Genomic DNA, 24943 nt, shown 5'->3' with positions numbered 1-24943 from the left:
ACAGAAGTCAGTTTCTTTATAGTTAGAAATTATAACATAACGATAATAATTTTCATTAACTTTGAAAAAATTAAGCAAAGTTAACAAGATAAAGCTTAATGAGCTACCGTGCCGAAACAATTTTAGTGAACTATATATGGTTAAAATTATAAATATGATGGCCTATTAATAACGAAAAGGGATAATTATTGATAGGCCATCAGTTCGAATTAAATTTGCTTGAAGGACACACTCACCCTATTTGCAGCGTCTGCCCGATGTCGCGCTTTAATCACAGCGGTTATAGGCTAGGTTCACCCCAGTAGTATCGACAATCCAACGATTCGACCATATTACCAAGCTAGGCTACAGCCCTAGCCTACGCTAGCTAGAACCTACGTAAATCTAGTCATTAGCCTATCTAAGCTGAAGCGTCATTATGTTTTTGAGTCATTTGCTCAGTAAGCTCAATCGCCTGATCAACCAACTCACTAATAAAGCCAATGCTATCAATCAATGTAGCCTTGTCCGTGATATCGACGCCGATCATCTGCGCCAGCTCGACTGGAGTTTTCGAGCCGCCTGCACGCAGTACGGCTAGCCAATTGTCGATGACGTTTTTATTCAAAGAGCCGCCGCTGCGCAGCTTCTTAAACAGTTGCGTGGCGATACTCAGGCCTGCGCTATAGGTGTAAGAATACAATCCCAAATAATAGTGGGGCTGGCGCATCCAAGTGAGGGCCGCATCGTCGTCAATCTCTACTGTGTCGCCCCAGAACTGTTGCAGGGTGGCTTTTTTCAGCGCATGTAAGTCTTCGGTGCTTAGGTTTTTGCCGGCATCGACGGCGCGGTAAACTTCACGCTGGAAGTGGGCTTCTAAGTAGTGGGTGACGAAGTTGTGGTAGTAGGTGTTGGACAGTAGGGAGGCGATGACGTAACGCTGAAAAGCAATATCGTCTTGCTTTTGTTGCAATAGATGATGGCCAAGCAGCAGCTCATTGCAGGTGGAGGGCGCTTCGATAAAGTATAGCGATGGCTCATAGCTGAGGTAGTTTTGCTGCTGGGCTGAGTTAAAGAAATGTCCAGCGTGACCGATTTCGTGAATAAGGGTAAAGACATCGCCTAAGTTTTCCGTCCAAGACAGCAAGATATAAGAGTGCTCACCATAAGGAGAGGCGCAGAAGCCGCCAGTACTCTTGCCTTGGTTTTGTGCAAAGTCGTACCAGCGCTCACTAAATGAGCGTTTGACCATGTCGGTATACTCGTTGCCCAATAGCGACAAGGCCTCTACGCAATAGTCTTGGGCTTCGTCAATGCTGACCTTGGCGACAAAGTTGGCATCAAGGGGGACTTTTAGATCGGCGAAGGTCATTTTGTCGATGCCATTGGCCTCTTTAAGCAGGCGAGCATAGCGGCGCATCGGCTCAGCTAGATGAGTCATGATGGTGTCGATGTGCTCATCGTACATGGCGCGCGGGACTTTTTGCTCATGTAGCAGGTAGTCGAATACCGAATCAAAGCCGCGCATGTCGGCAAGGATTTTCTCTTTTTTCACCTGAGCTAGGTAGTCGCTGGCGATGGTGTGCTGTGACTGACGCAATCGTGCGGAGAAGGCTTGAAAGGCGGCACGGCGAAAGTCGGTGCGCGTGTCACTCTCGTACTCATTTTCAAAGGCGGAAAAGCTAAGTGGATAACTTTGAGTATTGCCTTCAGCGTCATTGACCTCAAAGTCGGGAAAAGTCATATCGGCCAGTTTGCATTGCTCGTAGTTGTTATAGGGCAGCTCTAACACAGGAGATAAGGAAATAAGCGCTGTCTCAACCGCTAAGCTTAAGGTATGCGGCTTTTGCGCCAGTAAGTCAGTCAAAAAGGCTTGGTACTTAGCGTTGAGTTCGATGGCTTGTTTTATTAGCGCCTCATCGGCTTGTTTGAGTGTCTGTAAGACAATAGTGGTTTGGCTGCCCAACTTAGCTACCGTTGAGTCAAAGTCTTGGGCACGAATTTGCAGCTCGCTATCGCTCATATCGACGGCACTTTGCGCACCGGCATAAGTGCCCGCCTTGGACAAAATGCTCAGATAGCGCTCATAGACCTCAAGCAAAGTAATAATACTAGCGGCATCGGTAAGCTCAAGCAGAGCATCACTGCTGAGCTGCTCGGCAAGTTTGGTCGCTTGGTCTAGGTCGGCATAGAAGTCCGCAGGCGTAGGATAAAGCGCGTTCATGTCCCAGGTCAGATGGGTGGGGACGTCTTTACGCAAAGGTAGGGGCTTTGTTGTGGGCATGGTTTTAGTGGTAGCTTGGCTCATGGTAGACCTTAAATTTGTGGCTTTGAGTAGATTTGTTATTTAGCAAAGAGGCTGATTCACATTGATAGGCTTAGCATCGATCTATCGTCAGCAAAAAGGACGAATTCCTAGTTTTAGTCCTGACTAATGGTGATAAGTCTCAGAGTTCACTATTATCAAAATTATCAAATTCGAAATGGATGTATTTTTTGCCGACGTAATACTTGATATAGTGGTGACTATTAGTAGCAGGAAACCCCAATAGCTTAATAATCTCTGATCTAGAGGAGCCATAATTGAGGCCTTTGATCAAATCTCTTAACAAAGGATAGGCCTGATACGCCTCTAAGGCTTGAGTATAGATGAAGACCGTGTTCAATTGCTGCGCGTCATAAAATGCAAAGCAAACCCCTCTTTTGAAGAATTCCCAATACTCTATCTTTTCATCATAGTTGGTTTCAGTGATGGCGAAGTCTGTAGCGACTATTAGCGCAGCATCCAGTATTCTATTATCAGGATGTTGCCTTCCTATACAATCTAAAAAAACATTAGCATCACCAATTAGTTTACTCGGCATAATCCTCCCATCAAGCCCCATTAGACAGATTGCTCAAAGTAAACACGTCGCTAATGCGCGCTGTCGCTCACTTGGCATTACTATTGCTCCTAGCTGAGCTAAAAGCGTGTTAAATGGCGCTACCACCGATGGTTTAAATAATAAACTTATCTTAGCCAATTACTAGTGGGGTATATTAAGCACTTGATTTTGCTAGCTTAGTATTAGCCATTTGGATTTGCTTCTCAGTCTCCCACCAAGCTCCATTAGGCAGGTTGTCCAGATTGAATCTCTCACCGATTCGCGGCGTCGCAAGCTTAATTTGCCGCTCAGGTGACACCTTAGTATTGCCATCGGCTACGGCTTGCTTCAACCGCAGTACAGGCTCACGCCAATGATGCGTAGACAGGTCGAACTTACCCCAATGAATGGGCAGCACAACCTTAGCGCCTAGATCAAATCCTGCTTGTGCTGACTCCTCAGGCAGCATATGTACATCGCGCCAACGCTCGTTATAGGCACCATCTTCCACAAAAGCGATATCAAATGGCCCGTAGTGCTTACCAATATTGGCAAACTCAGCGGAGTAGCCGCCATCACCACTAAAATACACGCTTAGCTTATTAGACTGCGCGACCCAGCTGCCCCAAAGTGTGGTGCGATGACCCTTGATGCGCCGACCACTAAAATGACGCGTTGGGGTAAAGACCAAGCGCAGCTCATGCGTAGTAAGTTGTCGTTTGTTTTGTGCTGATTTTCCTACTAGCGCAGGGTTACTGGGGGTTAGCTTAGTGGGGGTGTTTTCGCTAAGTATGATTTCTTCGTACCAATCAAATTCTGTAATCTTGTCCGCGCTTACGCCCCAACGGATCAGATGCGCCTTGACCCCAAGCGGTACGTAAAAATGCCCTGCTTTATTTTGCTGAACCAACTGTTTGATAGCTCTATGATCTAGATGGTCATAGTGATCGTGCGAGATGAGCACCACATCGATAAAGGGTAAATCAGCTACTCTTGGCGAATCAGTCATGGCAAAGGGTTTGCCGCCAAGTGGTACAGGGGAGGCGCGGTGAAAGACAGGGTCGGTAATCAGGGTCTTACCCTCTGCACGAAATAGCACGGTTGAGTGGCCAAGCCATATGAATTCGCCTTCTTTGAGCGCTGAGCTTGAATGCGGATCACTATCTGCTAGTGCCAACTGGTGACTGACTAAGGGTTGACTGGGATTCTTCCCTTTAGGGGGGAACAAAAACTGCCAGAGTATGTGGCCGTCTTCTGAGGAGTCAGTCGCTGCCATATTCTCAATCTCTATCGTACTAGCATGCGTCGGCACAATATTGATAAATGTCTTACCATTAAAATGTTTAGACGCTTTAATTCTCGCTAAAGTCTCGGCATCTGGTCTACCACCAAAGGCAGGAGCGAATTTCAAAAACAGCAGAATGCCAGTAGCAATAATCAGCACTAAAGCCACAAGCAAGATAGAGAGCCACTTTACCATCGTTAATATTGTATAAATCATCGATTAGATCCTATTAATTAAAACGATTAAGGGAGGTAATGGCGTACAGATCTAGTGATAGAAAACGCAATAAGAGGACATAAGATTATTAGGGTTATATTAAAGCAGCCTATCATTAACATTATGTGACTTAAGGTTGTTATATGAACCACTTGCGCGATTACTTAGATGGCAACGCTTAAATAATACAGATATTGAATAATCCATAACCACAGAAAAGTTATAGGAAAGCTGAGGCTTAATACGATTTAGTAGTGTTAATTTTAACTGTTATAAATAGCTGCAATGATGTTAGTCATTTATTGAAATTGATAAAAATTAGACGAATCTTTGTTATTGGCTAAGTTATCAGGATATACGCCTGAGGGTTAAATCTCCATGGAAGGAAGGTGATCCGTGTTCAAAGAATATGCCCAGTATGATGCTATTGGACTGGCTCAGTTAATCCTATTAGGCGCTATGAGTGCTACAGAAGCTCTAGTCGCCGCTATCTTTCAAGCCGACAAACTCAATCCTAAGCTTAACGCTATTATTCACCGTTTGCATGAGTATGCCTATAATGCTGAATGCAGTGGGTGACTGTACCGTATATTCTCAGGCGTGCTTTATCTACTAAAGGACCTGTCCTTTTATGTTGAGGGCGAGCCGATCAAGATGGGCAGCTGTAGTATCAATATCATACCGCCTGTCGATAGCGAGATGGTGCAGCTGTCTTTAGCGGATGAGATTGAGCGGGTAGGGCGGTTTACTAAAGCTGCATTTGAAAAAACTAAAAAGACAGGATAAGCCTAAAAAGGCCAGACAGCTTAAGGCTAGGGGTTGCGCTAATCAAAGCGATAAATATCCATCCCCAAGCTATGATGCGCCATTCGCTCGTGCACGACTGAGACGCGCTGACCTGCGCCAAGAGCAAAAAATAATGGCATCAGGTGCTCTGAGCTTGGATGCACCTGTTGAGCGTGTTTGAACTGCTGCCAGTCAAGCGCAGCCGGAATATCTGTCTTTAATTGAGCCAATAACCATATCTTAAATGCTTTGGCCGACTCATCAATACTGTCCGCGTCCCAGCGCATCGCTGCTAGATTGTGAGTGATATTGCCAGAGCCTATGAGTAATATCTGCTCTTGACGCAGCGCGGCGAATATAGCCCCCAGCTGATAGCAAGCATGGCTATCGTAATGCTGTGGGAGCGACAATTGCACAATGGGCACATCGGCATCGGGATACAGGTGTAATAACGGCGACCATACCCCATGATCAAGAGCGCGAAGTGGATTAACGCTACAAGTGATACTGCGAGCAGCCAGCTGCTGGGCTAGCGCTTCTGCGAGCTGTGGATGCCCATGCGCGGGATAGCGGATTTGATAAAGTTCATCCGCCAGTCCGGAGAAGTCATGCCAGGTCACAGGCGCTGGGTGGCTGCTAAGCTCCAGCTTAGGGGACAGCCAATGGGCTGACATAATGACGATAGCCCGTGGCTTGGGTAAATTTTGCCCTAAGCGGGCTAAAGCATTGGTAGTCGCCGACTGCTCAAGGGCAAGCGTGGGCGCGCCGTGCGAGATGAATAACGCAGGAAGGGTGGCGGTTTTGGCTAAAGGCGTGGCAGGGTCTGCAAAAATAGACTGGCTCGATAAGGCAGGCTGACTTGACGCCAACAGCTGATCATAATAGGACGGGTAATTGTTAGCACTCATTGCTACATTATGGGGACAATAAAGATGAGTTTAAACCTATCTTCGTGTCTTGCCATTGGTCCTTAGCCAGCCGCTATGTAATCGACCGACAATAAAGTGATAAAGATAAGCTCAAGCGCGATACTGGTATAAATTTTCTAACTTGCTGTGACTACGCTAACAGAGGCTACAAAAAATTCATCGCAGTATCACTGTATTATTTTTATAGTGGGTTTACTACATTTAGCACACGTTAGTTGCCACGGTGATAGGGATGATTATTATTAATACTCATGGCCCGATACAGCTGCTCCATAAGCACCACGCGTACTAGTGGGTGCGGCAAGGTCAGCTCAGATAATGACCATTTATAGTCGGCGGCAGCGAGTACAGCAGGGGATACCCCATCCGGCCCCCCGATAACGAGAGCTATATCATCCCCTAGCTGCATGGCGTCTGCTAGCTTTACCGCGAGCTTTTCTGTCGATAGTGACTTGCCTTTGACATCGAGTACCCAGAGCTGCTCGCGGCTGGCGCTGTTATGCGCGTTTAAGATGGCCTCGCCTTCTTGCTCGCGGTACTGAGCCAGATTAGCTTCTGAAGGGTTTTTGGCGCGTTTGGCGGCAGGCAGCTCAACGATCTCAGTGGTTAGCATGGGTTGGATACGCTTGTGATAATCGTCAAAGCCGCTTTGAATCCACTTGGGCATTTTGTGACCAATGGTCAAGATTCTTAATTTCATAATTACTGTCGTACTCTAAAGGTGAACCAATATAATTAAGCCAAGATTATGGCATGATATAAGCTGCTTAATCCAAAGTCATGCTAATAATATACTGACTATCCTCTTGAAATTTTATGCTTAAAGCAAAGTTGTTGTAATACAGTCTTTGTTTAAATAAATGGCATTCAATGGTCTTCAAAAAGTCAATTATTAACGCTTTACCAATTGATCGATAGTCTGAGAGATTGGCAGATTATCACTATCGGTCTTAACATTATCAGTAGATTTTTGTCGTGGAATGACGGTTAGCTTGGCATCGGTCTCAAATACAATAGCCTCCACATCGTCATGATTATTGATACCCTCAGAGCGCATAGCGCATTCTAGCTCTTGCCGACACAGGCGCTCCGCACGCATAGCATCGGGTAAAAACTGACCTTGATAAAAGACAATTCGCGGCTCTGATAGCAAGACAGAGCAAAAGCTTGGTGAGATAGCAGCAGTTTTGGTAACGACAAACTGTAAGGTATAGAGGGTCAAAATAGAGGCACTACCCTCAATAAAGGGAACGCCTTTTAGGAGAATAGTACTGGCTCCAATGGAGCCAATCATCACCGTTACTACCCAATCAAAGTTATTAAGCTGAGAGGTCGAGCGCTTGCCTGAGATCTTGGTCGCGACGACGATCAGTATATAGACCAGTGCTGAGGCTATGACAATTCTTCCTAGCTTGTCAAAGCTGTCAAAAAATAAATGTTCCATATTAATTCCTAAAGCAAATATCGCTTTTATTGTAGTAGAGAATGCTCGTTATAGGACAAATATTGTACTAGAGCATAAAGGTGATTAGTGAAGCTATAAAATAACGATGTAAATGACTAATATAGGGGGTGATTTAGCTATCTCTTATCTTACCCTCATTTGCTCAGACAAACTAGGAGAAGACAATGTCACAGCCGCAAGCTTGGACTAACAAGACACTATACAATGGGCTACAGCAGACCAAGGTTGAGCTGACCGTGGTTCAAGCCGACATTACTAAGCTTGAGGTCGATGCTATTGTCAATGCAGCGAACTCAAGCCTACTTGGTGGCGGCGGTGTCGATGGCGCTATCCATCGAGCAGCAGGCTCGGAGTTGGTTGAGTATTGCCGAACGCTAAATGGCTGTCAGACAGGGGAGGCAAAGATTAGTCCAGCCTTTAAGCTGCCTTGTCGCTATGTCATTCATACAGTCGGTCCTGTATGGCATGGCGGACAGCGGGGTGAGGCGGCCAATCTTGCTAATTGTTATAAGCACGCTCTTGAGTTAGCCCAGCAACATGAGGTGACTAGTATAGCCTTTCCTGCTATTAGTACCGGTGTCTATGGCTATCCTGTAGCACAAGCCGCTCAAGTCGCTATCGATAGCGTCAGCACCTATTTAACAGAGTGCGCTCAAAGTAGCGACAAGCTTACTATAAGCCAAGTTATCTTCTGCTGCTATTCTGCTAGTGATGCGGCAGTGTACGAGCGCTTGCTACAAAACAGCCAATAGAGTAGCCTTCAAGCAATTATTAACTCACCTATGTCCTAGTGCTGCGCTGTCCAGTCGAGCATTTGATCGAGCGCCAGCCGCGCAGCATAGGTGTTAATTTTTTGTTCATTATTAATGATACCCACCACCACATAGTCTTGCCCAGATAGTCCTTTGACATAGCCGGCCATGGCTGTGACGTTGGATAGAGTGCCAGTCTTTATCCATGCCCGGCCAATTGCCTGTGAGCTTGGCAAGCGTAGACCATGATCGGCGATGGTACCGCTAACTCCGGCCACCCCAAGCGAGTCGACATAACTGCTAAATTCAGGGTGGTGGTAGGCATATTGCAGCAGCTCCGCTAAGTTATTTGCGCTGACAGTACAGCTACGGCATAGACCTGAGCCGTTGGTCATATTTGGCGGTGGAGTCGTTAGGTGCTGCTGCCACCACTGGTTCATAGTCTGAAGTGCTGTAGGGTAGTCGCTTGAAGCTTGGTCATAATATAGGCTTGAGTGCCGTTTGTAATTTGCTAAGCGGCTTTTTGTATTAGCAATATTATTGCTGATTTGTCTGCTAGGTGTACAGCTGGCTTTAAGCAGCGGTGGGGTGTGGATAGACTCGTTTTGCAAGCGAGCTTTAGCAGACTTTGCATAGATTGGCAGCGATAAAGTGACTTGCTCAGTCATAACATTATTAGAGTGATGATTGATGTCATGAATGAGACTTGCTAGTGGAAAAGAAGGGTAGCTCACAATGGGCAGCGCCGCCATAGAAGCGCGTTGAGCTGGCTGCTCTTGACTGATCACCGCTCCTGATACTGTATTACCAAGATCGCTCCATAGCTGCGCTACCACGCGACTGGCAAAGACTTTGGCATCTGGAAAAGCGACGTAAAAAGTATGCTCAGCGCAGCCATTAGGTAGTGCACGGTTAAAGCTTAATCCCACGCTACCCCAATACGGGTCTAGGCTATAACGGATACTTTGGCAGCTGCTTTGGTCTGGACGCACACTAACCGTGTCAGGAAGCTGATAGTCGGCTAGCCGCGGACGATAGGTAAGCTGAGCAAGACCATGCTCGTCAGGATAGCTATGAATCTCCATGCTAGAGTAGTTGACCAAGAATCCATCGGGACTGGCGTTATAGGGCCGTAATGGATCATTGTCGAAGGCGGCAGGGTCCTTGGTGACGTTTTGAAATACCGAGGTATCAATGATGATATTACCATGAATCTGGCGAATGCCTGCCTTAGTGACTTGATAGAGCAGCTGCCGCAGCTGGTCTTCAGTGAGCTTTGGGTCGCCGCTACCCTGAATAATTAAATCGCCATATAACTGCGCGCCAACCCGTAAGCCTGAGTAATAGACCCGTGTCTGCCAGACAAAATCACTGCCCAAAGTATCTAAAGCGATAAACGTCGGAATGAGCTTCATAGTACTGGCTGGGGTGCGCGGCAGCTCAGGATTGTGAAAAATACCGCTGGTCAGTGGCTCAGGTTTAGGAGGTGCTATAGCAGTAGAGGTGGACGCGCCACTTTGAGATGAGGGTTGTTGTTGATTTATCGCCAGCTGATCGCCTGTGATTGTATGATCGACATCGACTTGAGTGACCATATTTTCAGCAGCTGCCACGCCATTATTATCAGACGGTTTGTCAATACTAGACGGCTTAACAATATCAGACGACTGTGCAGGGTCAGATGGTTTATCAGTATCAGACGACTGAGGACTGTCTCCTAACTCTTGCCCTTCTGGGGTGACAACCGCGGGCAGGTGGCTTTGAGTCGGTTGGCCTTGGTTGCTTGGTTGGCCTGGTGTCTCAGGCATAACAGGCATGATAATAAGACTAATATTTTCAGCACTAAGATCGGCACGGCTCAAGGCGTCTTGCACAGCGGTAGGCAGTTCGGCATAGGCAGCAAGATTAATAATTAGCCCGCAGCCTAAAAGGATAATTCGGCTTAGGAATCGGTATAAGGGTGAAGGCGTAAAGGAGGGCTTTGGCATGATATTAACAACAACTTTTCAAGTATCTGGCTGAAATGCAAGTACTCTACTATGAAGTAGAGGTATTGGGAAGTCAGAGAATAAAAAGCGATGAGAAAAAGTTTAAAAAGCGCCACCTCAATAGTTATCAGATAAATTGATTAGTCATTACACTTAGATGGCGTCAGCGTAGATGCAAAAACACCATTGCTGTCATAACCGCATCATTATAGGCATCATGGTTACCAAGCTCAGGGATGTTGAGTTCTTTGACGATATTATGTAAATGATGCGAATGGTGATTGATACCGCCGGTACGGTTACCAGTGCGCCAATTGTACAGATCACGGATATCAATAGTTTGGTTGGGCAATGCCGTGCCCATATAAGCCTTGACTAAGGGATTCAAAAAAGCCAAATCCAAGGCAGTACAAAATCCGACAATAGGGCGGTTACCTATAAAGGGTAAGATTAGAGCCAGCATCTCCTCATAAGCCATCCCGCCTTGCACATCTCTTGGGCGTAGTCCATGGATGATAATGGTGTCAGCAGCGGGCATGACTGGTGGCCGGCAGACCACATATAAGCCATGACCGGTATCAATACGGTCGCCATTGATATGAATGGCAGCGATGGACAGTAGGTGGTTCTGTTTAGGGTTAAGCCCTGTCATCTCACAGTCGATAGCGACCCATTGTTGCTCGTTTGGGGCAGTGAAAATACTGGCAAGCTCAGGCCGCGTTAAGGCGCGTTTTTGTAGTTGGGATTTAAGGTTATAAAAAAAGCTCATCAGTTACGCAACCTCTAGCTGATAGTGATGGCGCAGTTGGTTTTTGAAGCTCTTTACCACATTTAGGCACTCTTTAAGGAGGTCACGTTCGAGGGCTGATAAAGTATTGGGATCGACTTGGCGGGCGAATTTATCATCCGTCGTTAAGGCCACACCCAAGCGAAGACTCATAAAAAACTCCAAAGCTTCATTTAGGGTATCAGCACGTTTTTGGTTAAAGACCCCTGCTTGCGTAAGGGCTTTTAACCGCGCTTTACTATTGGTGACCTCTAAGATATTGTGCTCGAGTGCCAAAGCACGAATGCCATGCACTAGCGGAAAGAGACCGGCTTTTTTGAGATCGATATCTTGGCTAGCAGGTTTACCGATTAGCGGTGCAAATTTCTGCCACCACTGATTAACATCGCCAAACTGTAGCGCTGCGTTGGCAAAGCTACGAACAAACATAGGATCAGCATTGTTATGAGCGATCTTAAGGTGGGTACGTAGGCTGGTCAGTAAGCGCTCATCGCCGCAGACATAGGCGGCATCAAGTAGGGCAGATAACCAAATAGCATGATTAGGCTCACGGGCGGCAAACCAAGTGCTTACCTGCGACTTAAATCGGTTGAGTGGCAGTCGCCAAATGGGGTTGGTCATCATAATATTGCCATCACACCGCGGATAGCCAAGCTCGGCAAGTGTCTGATTAAAGCGCTCAGCGAACTCGGCCAAATCAGGATGACTAAAGCCGTTGCGGATAATTAAAGCATTGTCCTGGTCGGTACGCATTATCTGCTCACCACGCCCCTCAGATCCCATCACGATGACGCAAGTATTTTCAAATACCATCTCTGGGACGATGAGACGCCACAGCTTAGTAAATACTTGAGCGTTTAGTGTCTGAACCATTCTACTAATAACACCGATTTTAATACCATTTTGCTGTTGTGCTCTAATATATTGACCGATTTGCTCGACAGCACTATATAGCATGTCGATCGACTCAGCTTGCTCGATCTGTACCGTGATCAGCTGCGAGTGCTGATTTAAAAAGGCCAACAAGTCGCTCTGACCGAGTACCCCGATTATCTCATTATCAGCGCCAACGACAGGAAGTCGATGGACTCGATATCTAATCATGGCCAGTAGCGCTTCACTGACATCCTGATCATGGGTGATAGTTCGCAGTCTAAACTTGGCATATTCTAAGCAAAGCGTATTTGCCATATCGACCATGTCGCTTACAGCGCGGCAGATATCTGCATCCGTCAAGATACCGATACGACTATCTTGATCCTTAGTAGGATGACGCTCAGGACTAGGGCTACGAGTGATCAAGACGTGCTTGAGTCCTGCTTTGGTCATGGTCTGAGCGGCTTCTAGCAGGCTGGCATTCTCATCGATGACATGCACTGGCAACAGTGGAATAGTGGTGATGGGCTGTAACATCAGCTGCTGTATTTCGCGTTGCCGAGTATCAATGACTAGGATTTGGCCATCTGTATGAGTGGCGATGGAGGAGGCAGTTGTAGTGAGGGGGCTGTTGGCACGGCGCTGATTAAGCGCTCTCATACGCTCACCCAACTCGCCGGAGAGAAGCTGGCGAATATGATGGTTCTGTGCGCACAATCGATCGATAGCCTGCGCCTCTATCTGCATGAGTAAGGTGTCTTCTAAAGCGCTATATTGATAGACAGCAGTTGGTGCGAGCTCTGGCTCTTGGGTTACTTGAATTGTTTGGGTTGCTTCGGTTGAGATTACCGAAGATTTTGAGGCAGCTGCTGACTCAGCGCCGCTGTCTTGATGACATAGGTCGGTGCGACTGACAGGTCTACGTGCATCAAACCAGTCATTGCTGAACTCTGAGGCACTAAAGTCGCTGATAAAATCGCCATTTAACAGCTGCTGGATATGACCTTTTAGTACCACATAAAAATAATCGTGATCTTCTATGCCAAGGTTGTGGCCTTTGGCTAAGTAACGCACTTGGCTGTGAACCTTCAGGCTCTGCCGCTCCGCTGGGCTTAACACATCAAAGGGTGGCTGAGAGAAATCCAAGCGAGTCACAAGCAGCTCCTTTGCATTGACCTTGCTAATAGTATGGTTTTATCTTAAAGGGCAATGCTATAAAGGTGCAAGGAGAATATCAACTTTTGGGCCATTATCTGGCCCGTCAGCCGATTTAAGAGACAACTTAAGCGTTAACTCACTATAGACCTAACTACTCTTCTAGCTGCTCTGGCGCTAGTCTAAAGCGCATCTTGAAGCCAATAGTCTTTTGATACGCTCAATCGCTTCTTGATTCTCTGTCATACTTGCTACCAAGGCTATGCGCACATAACCACGACCAGGATTGACACCGTTCACCTCACGCGACAGGTAGCGTCCTGCTAGTGCGTGAATATTGACTTGCTCATATAGCGCGGTGACAAACGCCTCATCATCGGGCTGGCCCTCAGCGTCAGTAAAGGCCTCAGGTGCTCTAACCCAAAGGTAAAAGCCCGCATCTGGCATGCTCAGGGACAGCTCATCACCAAGCTCTTGTTGCCATAGCTTAAACTTCTGCGCATATAGCCTACGGTTGTCTATGACATGCTTCTCATCTTGCCAAGCCGCTATGGAGGCGAGCTGATGCGGTATAGGCATAGCACAGCCCTGATAGGTACGGTACTTGAGATACGCGGATAATACCTGAGCATCCCCTGCTATAAAGCCAGAGCGCAGACCGGGCAGATTAGAGCGTTTTGAGAGGGAGTGAAAGACGATGCAGTTTTTAAAGTCATTGCGGCCGATCTGAGCGCAGGCTTGCAGTAGACCGACTGGTGGCGTGTCAAAATACAACTCGCTGTAACACTCATCGCTGGCAATGACAAAGTTATATTTATCAGACAGCCGAATGAGATACTCCCAGTCATCGGTAGTCATGACTGCGCCGGTGGGGTTATTAGGACTACAGACAAAGACCAGCTGCGCTCGCGCCCAAACATCAGCAGGCACACTACGATAGTCGCCTTTAAAATGATTGTCTACCGTACATGGCACAAAGTAAGGCTCTGCGCCAGCCAATAAAGCAGCGCCCTCATAGATTTGATAAAACGGATTGGGCATCACTACGATAGGGGAGTCTGATTTTTCTTGGTGCTTACTGTTAGCAACATGCTTAGCGCTATCACTGTCAATAATGGCTTGCACACTGCTAAATATCGCTTCACGCGTGCCCATGACGGGTAGTATCTGCGTATCGGGACTAATGTGCCGCAGTAAAAAACGCCGCTCAAGCCAGTGGGCGATGCTTTGACGCAGCTCAAACATACCGTTGGTCGTAGGATAATTAGCTAATTTGTCCAAATTTTCTGCTACTACGTCCAAGACAAATGCCGGTGGCGGATGTTTTGGTTCGCCTATACCTAGTTTAATCTCTTTATAATCAAGTGCGGGTGACGAGTTGGCGAGCAATGTAGCCATCTTAGCGAAGGGGTATGGGTGTAGTCGAGTGAGTTTGTTATTCATCATATTCATATCTATAATAAAAATTAACAACAAAAGTTTAGTAATTTAAACTTGTTTAAATGGGTCGTTCGGTGTGTGAAATTGAGATTATTCGCAGTGTAGCACTTTCGATAAGATGTGTCTTATGTTCGCAAGGCCCAAGCAAAATTTAATGACGAAACACTGGTGCATGGACGCGGTATAAAGACCATTACATGAGGATGATTGACGTTAGTATCCTACAGCGTCTTTACTTTGTTGAAGGGACTCATTGTTATGAATAAAGCAATAAATGACCAAGACTGGTTACTACCTTTAGTCAATTCTGACATGATAGAGCGGTTGATATTGTGTGAGCAGCGTTGGTTTCATATCCGCGAGCATATGATTGCTCGGCAGTCGCGAATGGTATTTTGGTTTGGGGATAACAGTAGGGTCACTTGGCTTTTGGCCTTACTCATAAGTTATGTGATTTCATCAATGCTTATGATGTTGGTGATGAATACTTTGGGTTGGGAGCGCTCGCTTCGAGATTGTGCTTTGTTTTTTGTAGGACAGGGAATAGTATTTCTCATCATCTATACCTTGCGCGCCAAGCTGGCTCAGCAGCTGCAACAGAGTATTAATAAGTTTGACTGGGAGCTTGAGCAAATTTTGAACGATATGTACGAGCTGGCAAACGTCAGCATATTACCTGACATTCATTCGCATGCCCCCCTCTCACTAACAGAAATTGGTCAACGATATCATTCTGAACTACAGTTGACCAGCTTACAGCTCATCTTAAAAAAAGAGATCGAAAAGGGGCGAATGCTGCTAAATTATCAAGACTTTGAGATAGACCTACCGCCTGAGTTTGCAGAGTCAGAACTCATCGAATACGCCAGTAATATGATCTATAAAAGCTTACTTTAGTGCGCCTCACCCCAGCAAAATTAAGCTTGTTAACTAATCTCTGCAATATGCGAGAAGCTATCGATGATCGCTTGTTTCAAGGCGGTGAGTCTCGGCTCTGATAAAGGTTTATCGTCGCTGTCGCTAATATAAAACATATCTTCGGCCCGTTCGCCCAAAGTGGTGATTCGCGCTGCATGCACCTCGATACTCTGCTGCAAAAATACTTGACCAACACGCGCTAGCAGTCCTGGCTGATCCAGCGTCTCTAAGGTCATAATGTGCTGGTTGGACGAGGGATTGAAGTCAAAGTGTACCTTCGTTGCCACCTCAAAATGGCGCAGCTGTCTAGGCAGACGCTTCTGGGCCAGCTTGACAGTGGTGGGATTGACAAAGGCGCGAATAAGGCGCGATTTTAGCTCGTCTTGGCGCTCGCTATCAGAGAGTAAAGTGCCGTGACGATCGAGCACCACATAGGAATCAAGAGCAAAATCCCGCGTGGCGGTGATAATCCGCGCATCCAAGACATCTAGGTCCATCTGGTCAAATACGGCCATGGTCACCGCGAACAGGTTGTCCTGATCTTGGGTATAGATGAATACCTGCACAGCATCAAGAGCCAGCTCTCGGTGCTCACGCAAGACCACGAGCGGTTTACTTTCTGCATTTGAGGCTTTACCGATAGGCGGATGATTGAGGATAGCTTCGGTATGCCAAAGGATATCCTGAGGAATCTCGCGTAAGAAGTACTCATCACCCAGATCATCCCACAGGGCAAAGACCTCCTGCCGATTCATATGTTGGTTATCGACGCTGTCTAACATCTCAGTGACTTGTGCTCGCGTCGCCGCGATCATATCTTGGCGATTGGTCGGCGCGTCAATATCAGCGCGCAAGATGCGCCGCGTTTGCGAATACAGCTGCTTCATCAGCGTTGCCCGCCAGCTATTCCATAGCTGTGGATTGGTGGCATTCATGTCGGCGACGGTTAGCACATACAGATGATTAAGGTGGGTAACGTTACCCACAATATTGGCAAATTCGCTGACGACTTCTGGGTCAGAGATGTCTTTTTTCTGTGCGGTCATCGACATTAGTAGATGATAGCGAGTTAGCCAGCCTACTAAATTGGCATCAGCATCACTCATGCCGTGGGCAAGACAGAATTCAATAGCGTCGGTCTCGCCAAGCTCACTATGGTCGCCATTGCGACCTTTGGCAATATCATGAAACATCGCTGCCAGGACTAGTATCTCTTTACGCTCAATACGGTTAAAGATAGCGCTGACTAGTGGATACTGATCTTGATGGCGGTCATCCAAAAAGCGGTGCAAGATCCGAATCAAAAATAAGATGTGGGCATCCACAGTATACCGATGGAATAAATCATACTGCATAAGACCGGTAACTTGAGCAAAAGCAGGGATATAATTGCTCAATACTCCATAACGGTTCATAGTACGCAGCCGATGATAGAGGTAGTTTTGCTCTTTTAAGTTGGCCAAAAATAAGGCTTTATGCGCAGGGTTTTCTCGGAAGGTTTGATCGATACCTCGGGCAGCAATCTTTAAGGCTCGTAGCGTCCGTGTCCGCACATTTTTGATATTGTGCTGACCCATTAACAAAAACATCTCAAGAATGGCGTCAGGGTGCTGAGCGAATACCCGATTGTGGGAGATGGCGATCTGATTGCCAATCTGGTTAAAGCGTGCATTCAGAGGCGTCTTTTCTGGTCGCTCATCATCAGGGAGCCTTGGCTCGATGATGGTCTCATAATAATGCGTCGTCAGCATCTCAGATAACGTCGAAATCTGCATAGCGCAGCGGTAGTAGTCGCGCATAAATCGCTCAACGGCAGCATTGGGTAGGTCATCGGGTAATGACTCATAGCCCATAAGTTGGGCCACATCGCGCTGATAATCAAACAATAATTTATTTTCATTACGCCCTGTCAAGGTATGTAAATAGTGGCGGATCTGCCATAGATACCCTTCAGCGTACGTCAGCTCGTCAAACTCTTTTTCAGTCAAAAAGTCTTGCTGCACTAGATCATAGAGTTTGCTGACTCGAAAGTAGCGTTTGGTCACCCAGCCGATGACGTGAATATCGCGTAGACCACCTGGCGCAGATTTGATATTAGGTTCAAGATTGTATTCGGTTACGTTATGCGCGATATAGCGGGTCTTAGCTTCTGCCATCTTGGTTTCAAAAAACAGCTTTTGCGGCCAAGTCTGATTGACGATATCCATCGGAGCTTGGCTCAGCGCCTCATTACCTGCCAGTAGCCTAGCTTCTAATAGCGCAGTGGCGACGGTATGGTCCTCAGCAGCGACGAGACAGTCGGCGACACTACGCACAGAGAGTGCAGGCTCAATCCCTATGTCCCAGAGCTTGGCGACGAAGGCATTAAGCTGAGGTTTGGCGGCTTCTGAGATATCTGTTGGTGACAATAGAAGGATGTCGACATCGGAGTGTAGGGACAGCTCTCCGCGGCCATAACCCCCTGTGGCAAAAAGGGCTAAATCAGTCTGACCGAGGTCAAAATATTCAAATAGGGCCACGAGTAAGCTATCAATGGCGCAGGCCCGAGCAGCGACAAGCTGGCGGATGCTGACACCGCGCTCTAAGGCTTTGTTGATGTCATCATTTACCTGAGCTAGCCAAGCTGGAACACCAAGATTATGTTCGGTAGAGTGGGTTAGGGAAGGTAGCGGCGTGATGTAGATGGTTGCGACATCGCAGGTAAACATAACAGATATCCATTCAGATCAAACAGTCGATAATGACTCTTACCATAGCAAAAAAAAGATCGCCTTGGCGATCTTTTCTTTCTTTGACTAGCTATTTAAAAAGCTTAAATCCTCTTCAGGACGAGTGGTAAAGACTTCGCAGCCATTGTCAGTTACCACCATGGTATGCTCCCACTGCGCCGATAACTTACGGTCTTTGGTAACAGCGGTCCAGTCATCGGCCAAGATTTTGGTCTGCCAAGTACCTTGGTTGATCATCGGTTCAATGGTGAAGGTCATACCGGTCTTTAGCTGCATACCCGTGCCTTTTTTACCATAGTGTAGGACTTGCGGCTCATGGTGAAACTGATTGCTAATGCCGTGACCGCAGAATTCTCGAACGATGCTAAAGCGTTCAGGTTCGACCACTTCTTGGATAGCTGCGCCAATATCACCAAGATATGCGCCGTCTTTGACCACGCTCATTCCTGCATAAAGCGCCTTTTGGGCGACGTCGCAGATGCGCTGTGCCATGATACTGCCGTTGCCAACAATCCACATCTTTGACGTATCACCATAGTAGCCATCTTTAATGACCGTCACATCGATATTGATAATGTCGCCATCTTTGAGGACTTTTTTATCAGTAGGGATGCCATGACAGACGACATGGTTGACAGAGGTGCAGATAGACTTAGGGAAGCCGTTGTAGTTGAGGGGAGCAGGAATCGCTTGCTGCACATTCACGATATAGTCATGAGCGATTTGATTAAGGGCTTCGGTAGTGACGCCGACTTTGACATGCTCATCGAGCATCACCAGCACATCACTAGCAAGCTTACCTGCGACCCGCATCTTTTCAAGAGCTTCGGCGGATTGAATTAAAGAAGTTTTTGTCATCATGATATTACTTATAGTATATAAATTTTGAAGTGAATAATTATATCATAAACCCGTAACCTCTCGTTTAAACACCTTTTATAGTATCGTTAATAAATAGCATAGAAATTACTTATTAACCCTTGTTAAAACTTATAGCGGATAGCGCGCCAGTGTATAGCAGAAGCTGCAATACCATCTCACAGTTGAACTGTAGCGCTTGTAAAGCAACTTGATTTGTAGCGCATCTGTGAGTCTTATCTGCGCAGTCGTCGGAAACCTGACTGAGGTGTTCAAAATAAACTAGCTTATTAGTAGCTTATGATAAAAGGGAAAGAGAGCTGATTGGGGAATTTATTAATATTGGCTATTGAATTTTAGCGTTTTAAATATTATTGTGTTGCAATGTTACGCTTTGTTATCATCTTTTTAGATGTTAATTTTTTAGATGTGTTCATCAAGCGCTAATCCTTAACCAACAGGACTTGATATTAGGATTACTGTAAAAGAACGCACAAGTTATAACGCACTTAAATACGGCAGCCAGACAACAGCAGTCACGAAAGAGCTGGTCGCTGCAGTGATTAGTAATAGTTAAATAGGTTGAGTTTATTCGCTGAATACACTTGCAATCTTCCTATTTGTTTGTGGCCTTAACAGGCTTATCAATTGAATGTGAAAACTTAAACAAGGACGTTAATTATGAAGCATTCTTCTGCTTTTTATAGTACTTTTGCGGCCAGTGTTCTGGCCTTATCGGCAATCACCACCACCTCCGCTCAAGCGGCAGCCCATTATAACTGTGCCAATGCATCAGGTTGTCAGCTGGTCAGTAGCAAAAATACCTCTTCGAATTTTACCGCCACCAAGTATCCTATTGTCATGGCGCACGGCCTTGGCGGCTGGAATAGACTGTTCGGAATCCTTGATTATTGGTACGGCATTCCGCAAACCTTGATGAAAGACGGTAGTACGGTTTTTGTCACTAAAACCTCAGCCGTTCATGATAGTGAATACCGCGGTGAGCAGCTGCTACGTCAGGTTAAGACGATAGCGGCCATTACCGGATCGCCTAAAGTCAATTTGATCGGTCACAGCCATGGTGGTCATGATATCCGCTATGTGGCCGCGATTGCTCCCCAAAATGTGGCCTCGGTTACGGCGGTTGCTAGCCCCGAGCAAGGGTCAAAGATGGCGGACTGGGTTATCAAGACAGTGGAAGAGGGCAGCGCCAAAGACGGCTATGCTAAGGGTGAGTTCAATAGCGGCAGCAAATTAGCATTAGCGGCTTTTAAGATATTAGGGCTTACACTAGATGTTGGCTCTGGTGCACCGCTAAGTAAGCTTCAGCAGCAGGATGGCTGGCAAGCAGTCACTGCCTTATCGACAGATTATATGAAGCGTTTTAATGCTAAATTCCCCGCAGCGATGCCCACCTCATATTGCGGCATGCCAGCGCAGACTACTGTCAACGGTATTCCTTATTACTCCTTTGGCGGTGTTGGTCAAGTGACTAACGGTCTAGATCCCTCAGACTATATGCTGGCCTTGACCTCATTATCCTTTAAAGGAGAGCCAAACGATGGCTTGGTGTCAAAGTGCTCAAACCGCTTGGGTTATGTGATTCGCGATGATTATGCAATGAATCATTTGGATTCGGTCAACCAAGTACTGGGTCTGACGGCTTGGGGTAAAACCAATGCTAAATCGGTCTATCGAACCCAAGCCAATCGCCTTAAAAGAGCAAATAAATAGCAAAAGAATGGGTAGAGTTAAGCGTTATTAACCATGAGCTGCCAGTCATAAGTGGCATGATTGGTTGATAAATACGCTCGATGGATTAAGACATCAATTAAGACAATGCAGGCTGCATTGTCTTTTTTGTTGAGGCCCGTGCCAACACCTGTGGTGAACGGCGCTATTGATAACCCTAAAGTCTCAACGCCATTTAGTTGGTTATTATCATCGTAGCTGAGCTTAAGAAGATTATTGTCCAGTTAATTAAAGCAGGATGGTATGTTTGGCGCTGATAAGTTAGGTGTGTCATTATATGGCAAAGTTATCGTCGCGCTCTAGCTATCTAGTTACCCGTTAACGTGAAATAACGACTCAACCCGTACAAGGAAGTTATAAGCATCATGGATAAGAAGCAAAAAAACTTAACCCTAACTTTATTTATATTAATAATAGGCGGCTTACTGGCTGGGCTAATTTGGTGGTTGAAACCAGACTCCGCAGCGATGCCAGCGCCCTCTATCAATATGACCAATGCCCCCGATCCGTCTCTACCCCTAGGTGCATCAGAGACTATAGCACCTACTGAGGGAGCGACTACAAGCTTAGGTAATGTATCGGCTTTTAGCACGGGTCTGGAAAATATGCCCAAATCGCTTCGAGATACTGATGTCGATGGTGAGATTATCATTGATGAGAACAAGCAGCTGGTAGTGACAGAAGGTCTACGCCGACTGTTTGATTACTTCTTATCGGCGCTGGGTGAGGAAGACGAGGCCACGATTATCGCACGTGTCGAGGCCTATATCCGCCACCATACCCCTGAGCCAGCGGCCAGCTCAGCGGTGGAGATATTCCATCAGTATATCGATTATCTAAAAGCGCTAGAGGGTATTGAGAACAACTATGGCAATCTGCAAATGCAAGCTACTAGAGCAGGAGAGCTGGATCTCAATCTAGTCGCTCAGCGTCGTCAGGATGTCAATCAACTTCGCCGACAGTATTTCAATACACAGACTATCGATGCCTTTTTTGGTGCAGATGATACCTACGAAGACTATAGTATGGCGATGGTACGTATTGAGCAAGATGACAGTCTGAACGCCGAGCAAAAGCAGGCCAGTCGTGAGGACTATATCAGTCGACTGCCCGATGGACCTATCAAACAAAACTACGAGCAGCAAGCCAACTTGGGTAAGCTGATGCAGCGAACTCAAGAGATGAAAGCAGCTGGCGCAAGTGCTGAAGAGTTATTTGCTATGCGCCGTGAGCTGGTCGGGGAGCCTGCTGCCAGACGTCTGGCGCAAGTCGATGCCGAGGAAGCTGACTTTGATGCAAGGTTTACTCAGTATCAAGCGCAAAAGCAAGCGTTAATTCACAAAATGGGCGGTGAAGCCAATGCGCGCGAGCAGATAGCGTCACTTGAAAGCCATTACTTTAATGAGCTAGAGCGAAAAAGGCTGACAGGCTATGCGGCATTGAAAGAATCCTTAGCCAGTAATAGTCAGTAATAGCGACTGTTTATCAACTGCCTATATAGGCCACTTTTAACACGACTCTTTTAATCCAGCTGACTATGTTAGCTGGATTTTTTATGGGTGAAATCTGCGATTATTACTAAGCTATGTTCTCAGTCCTAGCCAACTAATAATAAAACTCAGGCATTAGATGAATGACTGGGACTAGTCTAATGACCTTACAATCAACAAATAACTGAGGCTAGAGCAGTCAGCTCCAGTTATTTGGTAGCAAATGTAAAAAAAGTTTAACTGTCCTAGTATCGCTAATGCGCAAGTTGCCTCAAATTAAGATGGCCTCTAACTCCTTCTAAATAATCGATATTAATCACAAACTCAGTATATCTTGCAGATTACAACCGCCGAGAATGACTACTCAGCCAAACTGGGTGATTTGCAATGTTATGTTAAATCACGCTAGTCTAACGTGATTCATTCTCTTTTCTTTCTCTAATGTTAATAAGGATGTTGTATGAGAAGTCTTAGCAATGCTCTGCGCTTATTCACGGCCAGCTCAACTCTACTAGCCATCGGCATCATGGCTGCTCCAATGGCCCAGGCGAGCAGTTATTACAATTGCAACACCCCTCATGGTTGCAGCAAGATCGATAGTACAGACTCCCACTCTGATTATGGTGCTACCAAGTATCCTATCGTTATGGCTCATGGCTTTTTGGGCTGGAACCGATTGCTAAACACGTTAGACTATTTCAATGGCGTGCCGCAGGTCCTAATGAAAAACGGGACTACCGTCTTTACGACCAAGACCTCTTCTGTGAACTCCTCTGAGGTTCGCGGTGAGCAGTTGCTGCAGCAAGTCCGAACGATTGAAGCACTTATGGACTCCGGCAAGGTCAATCTAGTAGGTCATAGTCAAGGTGGCTTTGATAGTCGCTATGTAGCTACTGTTGCAGCAGACAAGATCGCCTCTGTAACCACAGTATCGACCCCCCATCAGGGCACCAAAACCGCTGACTTTGCTGTTGAAACTTTAGAGAATGACAATACGCCCAATAAGTTTGGCACTAAAGTATTCGAAGCCAGCCTAGTAGCTGTTGGGTTGTCATTGGACGCGCTATCAGCAGTGCCCTTGGACCAATTGCAAGAGCAAAATGTGAGAAATGTCGCAGCGACTACCTCTACAGCAAGTAATCTGGCGTTCAATAAGAAGTACCCAGCACCGATACCTAGCTCTTATTGTGGTATGCCGCCTACTAATAACGTCCTCAATGGCGTTGGTTATTACTCTTGGTCAGGCAGTCAGACATTTACCAACGCCCTTGATCCCAGCGATTATCTTTTGACATTGCTTGGTAAAACTCATGAAGGTGAGGCGAACGATGGTTTTGTGACCCCTTGTTCGAGTCGTGTGGGCTTTGTCATTCGTGATGATTACCGAATGAACCATTTGGACAGTATCAATCAGCTGCTTGGCATGACTTCATGGCGTGAGACCAACCCGTTGACGGTCTATCGCAACCACGTAAATCGCTTAAAAAACGCGGGCTATTAACTTAACAACGACTACCATAGATAAATTTACTTAGCGTTCATTAGCCCCAACCATTTAAAGCTTTGTCTTAAAACCTCGTCGTCATATTGATGGCGGGGTTTTGCTATTTTTAATGGTTATATTCTAATTACTCTAATAAATAACCTGCTTTATTCTGCTAGCAGATTATTAAGAAACTGACAAGGCAATGTAGCAAAACACCTAAGGTGGTGAACAAATTTTGACCTATCAGCTTAGATAACTACCATGACATTAAGGATTGCGACACTCATAATATCCTTTATAAATTAACACTATAAATAACTCGAATCTTTCTTGCTAACTTTTACCACACAGCATCTTTTTAAACATATTTTTAAACATAATACCCTTGAATAGTAGTAACGCTTTAGCTGGATGATTGACTGTCTAAAGTAAGCGAGATTGCTATGTTGCGAGAAGTTTTTCAGAAGGTTTGTGAGATAACAAAGAGTATCTATGGTGTATCGTCAATCCATTTTGGATTTGACCTAGAGTCGTTGGGATGAAGTTACGCCCGCCTCAGTCATGTTATGGCTTCTAGCCAGTAACTTTATGCCAGCTACTCTTTTATGTGTCGGTTTCAAATAGGATTGACTATAAATAATTCTTTGAGATTTTTATTTTATAAAGGAGTGATTATGAAAAAGTTAACCACGGCATTACTTACGGCCACTATCACAGTAGGCGCGCTAACAGGTTGTCAGACTACACCACAGGCGTCTAGTACGGCTACACAAGCGCCTGCCCAATACGTAACTATCAACTCAAAATTGCTACAGTCTTATAACTGGCAGCTTGTTGATGCCAAGCGCACTGATGGCAGCAAAATTAGCTCATTGTTTTACAATCCTGCTAAGCCGCTTGTCCTCAACTTCATGACTGATGGCAATGCCAACCGCGTAGCCTTTATGAATACCTGTAATAATCTAAGTGCTGCCTACGATATCCGTAACGGTGGTGTCGAGCTGAGTAATAGCATCAGTACCAAGATGCTCTGCCCAGAGCCGCAAGAGCAGTTTGATAGAGCTACTATGGCCGTAGTACAGGGCAAATACAGCGTATCAAAACGTGGCAATCAGCCTGAGATGCTAACTATTCAAGGTCCTAATCACGTCGCCCATTTCAAAGCTATCGCTAAATAAGCTAAATAAG

20 protein-coding genes are annotated in these 24943 nt (G+C 46.1%); 8 read left to right on the top strand and 12 right to left on the bottom strand.

Features of this window, described 5'->3' with window-relative positions:
* Positions 1–400: 400 nt before the first annotated feature.
* From pepF to EGV92_RS05440, 3 genes are all read right to left on the bottom strand, one after another.
* Positions 401–2287 (bottom strand): oligoendopeptidase F, encoded by a 1887-nt coding sequence (pepF, locus tag EGV92_RS05450; RefSeq protein ID WP_242678629.1) that lies wholly within the window; start codon positions 2285–2287, stop codon positions 401–403.
* 139 nt (positions 2288–2426) lie between these two features.
* Positions 2427–2843 carry a hypothetical protein gene (locus tag EGV92_RS05445; protein WP_131668233.1) on the bottom strand — a complete coding sequence of 139 codons (417 nt, stop codon included), beginning with the start codon at positions 2841–2843 and terminating at the stop codon, positions 2427–2429.
* Between the two features lie 175 nt (positions 2844–3018).
* Positions 3019–4344 (bottom strand): MBL fold metallo-hydrolase, encoded by a 1326-nt coding sequence (locus EGV92_RS05440; protein WP_131668232.1) that lies wholly within the window; start codon positions 4342–4344, stop codon positions 3019–3021.
* Positions 4345–4740: 396 nt separating this feature from the next.
* Here EGV92_RS05440 and EGV92_RS05435 point away from each other — a divergent pair, with 396 nt between their 5' ends.
* Complete coding sequence (locus EGV92_RS05435; RefSeq protein WP_131668231.1) at positions 4741–4923, top strand: hypothetical protein; 183 nt, start codon at positions 4741–4743, stop codon at positions 4921–4923.
* 75 nt (positions 4924–4998) lie between these two features.
* Positions 4999–5130 (top strand): hypothetical protein, encoded by a 132-nt coding sequence (locus tag EGV92_RS14265; protein ID WP_278248249.1) that lies wholly within the window; start codon positions 4999–5001, stop codon positions 5128–5130.
* A gap of 38 nt (positions 5131–5168) precedes the next feature.
* Here EGV92_RS14265 and EGV92_RS05430 read toward each other — a convergent pair whose 3' ends face one another.
* The 3 genes from EGV92_RS05430 to EGV92_RS05420 all read right to left on the bottom strand — a co-directional run bounded on the left by EGV92_RS05430 (position 5169) and on the right by EGV92_RS05420 (position 7503).
* Complete coding sequence (locus tag EGV92_RS05430) at positions 5169–6038, bottom strand: DODA-type extradiol aromatic ring-opening family dioxygenase (RefSeq protein WP_131668230.1); 870 nt, start codon at positions 6036–6038, stop codon at positions 5169–5171.
* Positions 6039–6270: 232 nt separating this feature from the next.
* Positions 6271–6759, bottom strand: a complete 489-nt coding sequence (gene rlmH, locus EGV92_RS05425) for a 23S rRNA (pseudouridine(1915)-N(3))-methyltransferase RlmH (protein ID WP_131668229.1) — start codon at positions 6757–6759, stop codon at positions 6271–6273.
* 192 nt (positions 6760–6951) lie between these two features.
* Positions 6952–7503 (bottom strand): DUF421 domain-containing protein, encoded by a 552-nt coding sequence (locus EGV92_RS05420; RefSeq protein WP_131668228.1) that lies wholly within the window; start codon positions 7501–7503, stop codon positions 6952–6954.
* A 185-nt stretch (positions 7504–7688) separates the two neighbouring features.
* Here EGV92_RS05420 and EGV92_RS05415 point away from each other — a divergent pair, with 185 nt between their 5' ends.
* Positions 7689–8276 (top strand): O-acetyl-ADP-ribose deacetylase, encoded by a 588-nt coding sequence (locus EGV92_RS05415; protein WP_131668227.1) that lies wholly within the window; start codon positions 7689–7691, stop codon positions 8274–8276.
* A 35-nt stretch (positions 8277–8311) separates the two neighbouring features.
* On the opposite strand, the gene dacB is transcribed toward EGV92_RS05415, so the two are convergent.
* From dacB to dapC, 4 genes are all read right to left on the bottom strand, one after another.
* A complete protein-coding gene (gene dacB, locus EGV92_RS05410; protein WP_131668226.1) occupies positions 8312–10264 on the bottom strand; it encodes a D-alanyl-D-alanine carboxypeptidase/D-alanyl-D-alanine endopeptidase in 1953 nt (650 codons plus the stop codon).
* A gap of 163 nt (positions 10265–10427) precedes the next feature.
* Positions 10428–11033, bottom strand: a complete 606-nt coding sequence (locus tag EGV92_RS05405) for a 3'-5' exonuclease (protein WP_131668225.1) — start codon at positions 11031–11033, stop codon at positions 10428–10430.
* A gap of 3 nt (positions 11034–11036) precedes the next feature.
* Positions 11037–13082 (bottom strand): DUF294 nucleotidyltransferase-like domain-containing protein, encoded by a 2046-nt coding sequence (locus EGV92_RS05400; protein WP_131668224.1) that lies wholly within the window; start codon positions 13080–13082, stop codon positions 11037–11039.
* Between the two features lie 177 nt (positions 13083–13259).
* Positions 13260–14525, bottom strand: a complete 1266-nt coding sequence (gene dapC / locus EGV92_RS05395; RefSeq protein WP_131668765.1) for a succinyldiaminopimelate transaminase — start codon at positions 14523–14525, stop codon at positions 13260–13262.
* A gap of 255 nt (positions 14526–14780) precedes the next feature.
* On the opposite strand from dapC, the gene EGV92_RS05390 reads away from it, so the two are divergent.
* Positions 14781–15419 carry a hypothetical protein gene (locus EGV92_RS05390; RefSeq protein ID WP_131668223.1) on the top strand — a complete coding sequence of 213 codons (639 nt, stop codon included), beginning with the start codon at positions 14781–14783 and terminating at the stop codon, positions 15417–15419.
* A gap of 29 nt (positions 15420–15448) precedes the next feature.
* Here EGV92_RS05390 and glnD read toward each other — a convergent pair whose 3' ends face one another.
* On the bottom strand, positions 15449–18148 hold the full coding sequence (glnD, locus tag EGV92_RS05385; RefSeq protein ID WP_131668222.1) for a [protein-PII] uridylyltransferase: 2700 nt from the start codon (positions 18146–18148) through the stop codon (positions 15449–15451).
* An 87-nt stretch (positions 18149–18235) separates the two neighbouring features.
* Positions 18236–19027, bottom strand: a complete 792-nt coding sequence (map, locus tag EGV92_RS05380; RefSeq protein WP_423227900.1) for a type I methionyl aminopeptidase — start codon at positions 19025–19027, stop codon at positions 18236–18238.
* Between the two features lie 681 nt (positions 19028–19708).
* On the opposite strand from map, the gene EGV92_RS05375 reads away from it, so the two are divergent.
* The 4 genes from EGV92_RS05375 (at position 19709) to EGV92_RS05360 (ending at position 24933) form a co-directional block, all read left to right on the top strand.
* Positions 19709–20761 (top strand): lipase family alpha/beta hydrolase, encoded by a 1053-nt coding sequence (locus tag EGV92_RS05375; RefSeq protein ID WP_131668220.1) that lies wholly within the window; start codon positions 19709–19711, stop codon positions 20759–20761.
* Between the two features lie 383 nt (positions 20762–21144).
* Positions 21145–22251 (top strand): lipase secretion chaperone, encoded by a 1107-nt coding sequence (locus EGV92_RS05370; RefSeq protein WP_131668219.1) that lies wholly within the window; start codon positions 21145–21147, stop codon positions 22249–22251.
* A gap of 478 nt (positions 22252–22729) precedes the next feature.
* The gene (locus tag EGV92_RS05365) at positions 22730–23770 is read left to right on the top strand and encodes an esterase/lipase family protein (protein WP_131668218.1); all 1041 of its coding nucleotides are present in this window, start codon (positions 22730–22732) and stop codon (positions 23768–23770) included.
* Between the two features lie 659 nt (positions 23771–24429).
* A complete protein-coding gene (locus EGV92_RS05360; protein WP_131668217.1) occupies positions 24430–24933 on the top strand; it encodes an META domain-containing protein in 504 nt (167 codons plus the stop codon).
* The last annotated feature ends 10 nt before the right edge of the window (positions 24934–24943 follow it).

This window comes from Psychrobacter pygoscelis (assembly GCF_004335015.1).
Lineage (GTDB): Bacteria > Pseudomonadota > Gammaproteobacteria > Pseudomonadales > Moraxellaceae > Psychrobacter > Psychrobacter pygoscelis.
The sequence above is the reverse complement of the archived record's forward strand: the minus strand, read 5'-3'. Positions and strand labels throughout refer to the sequence as shown.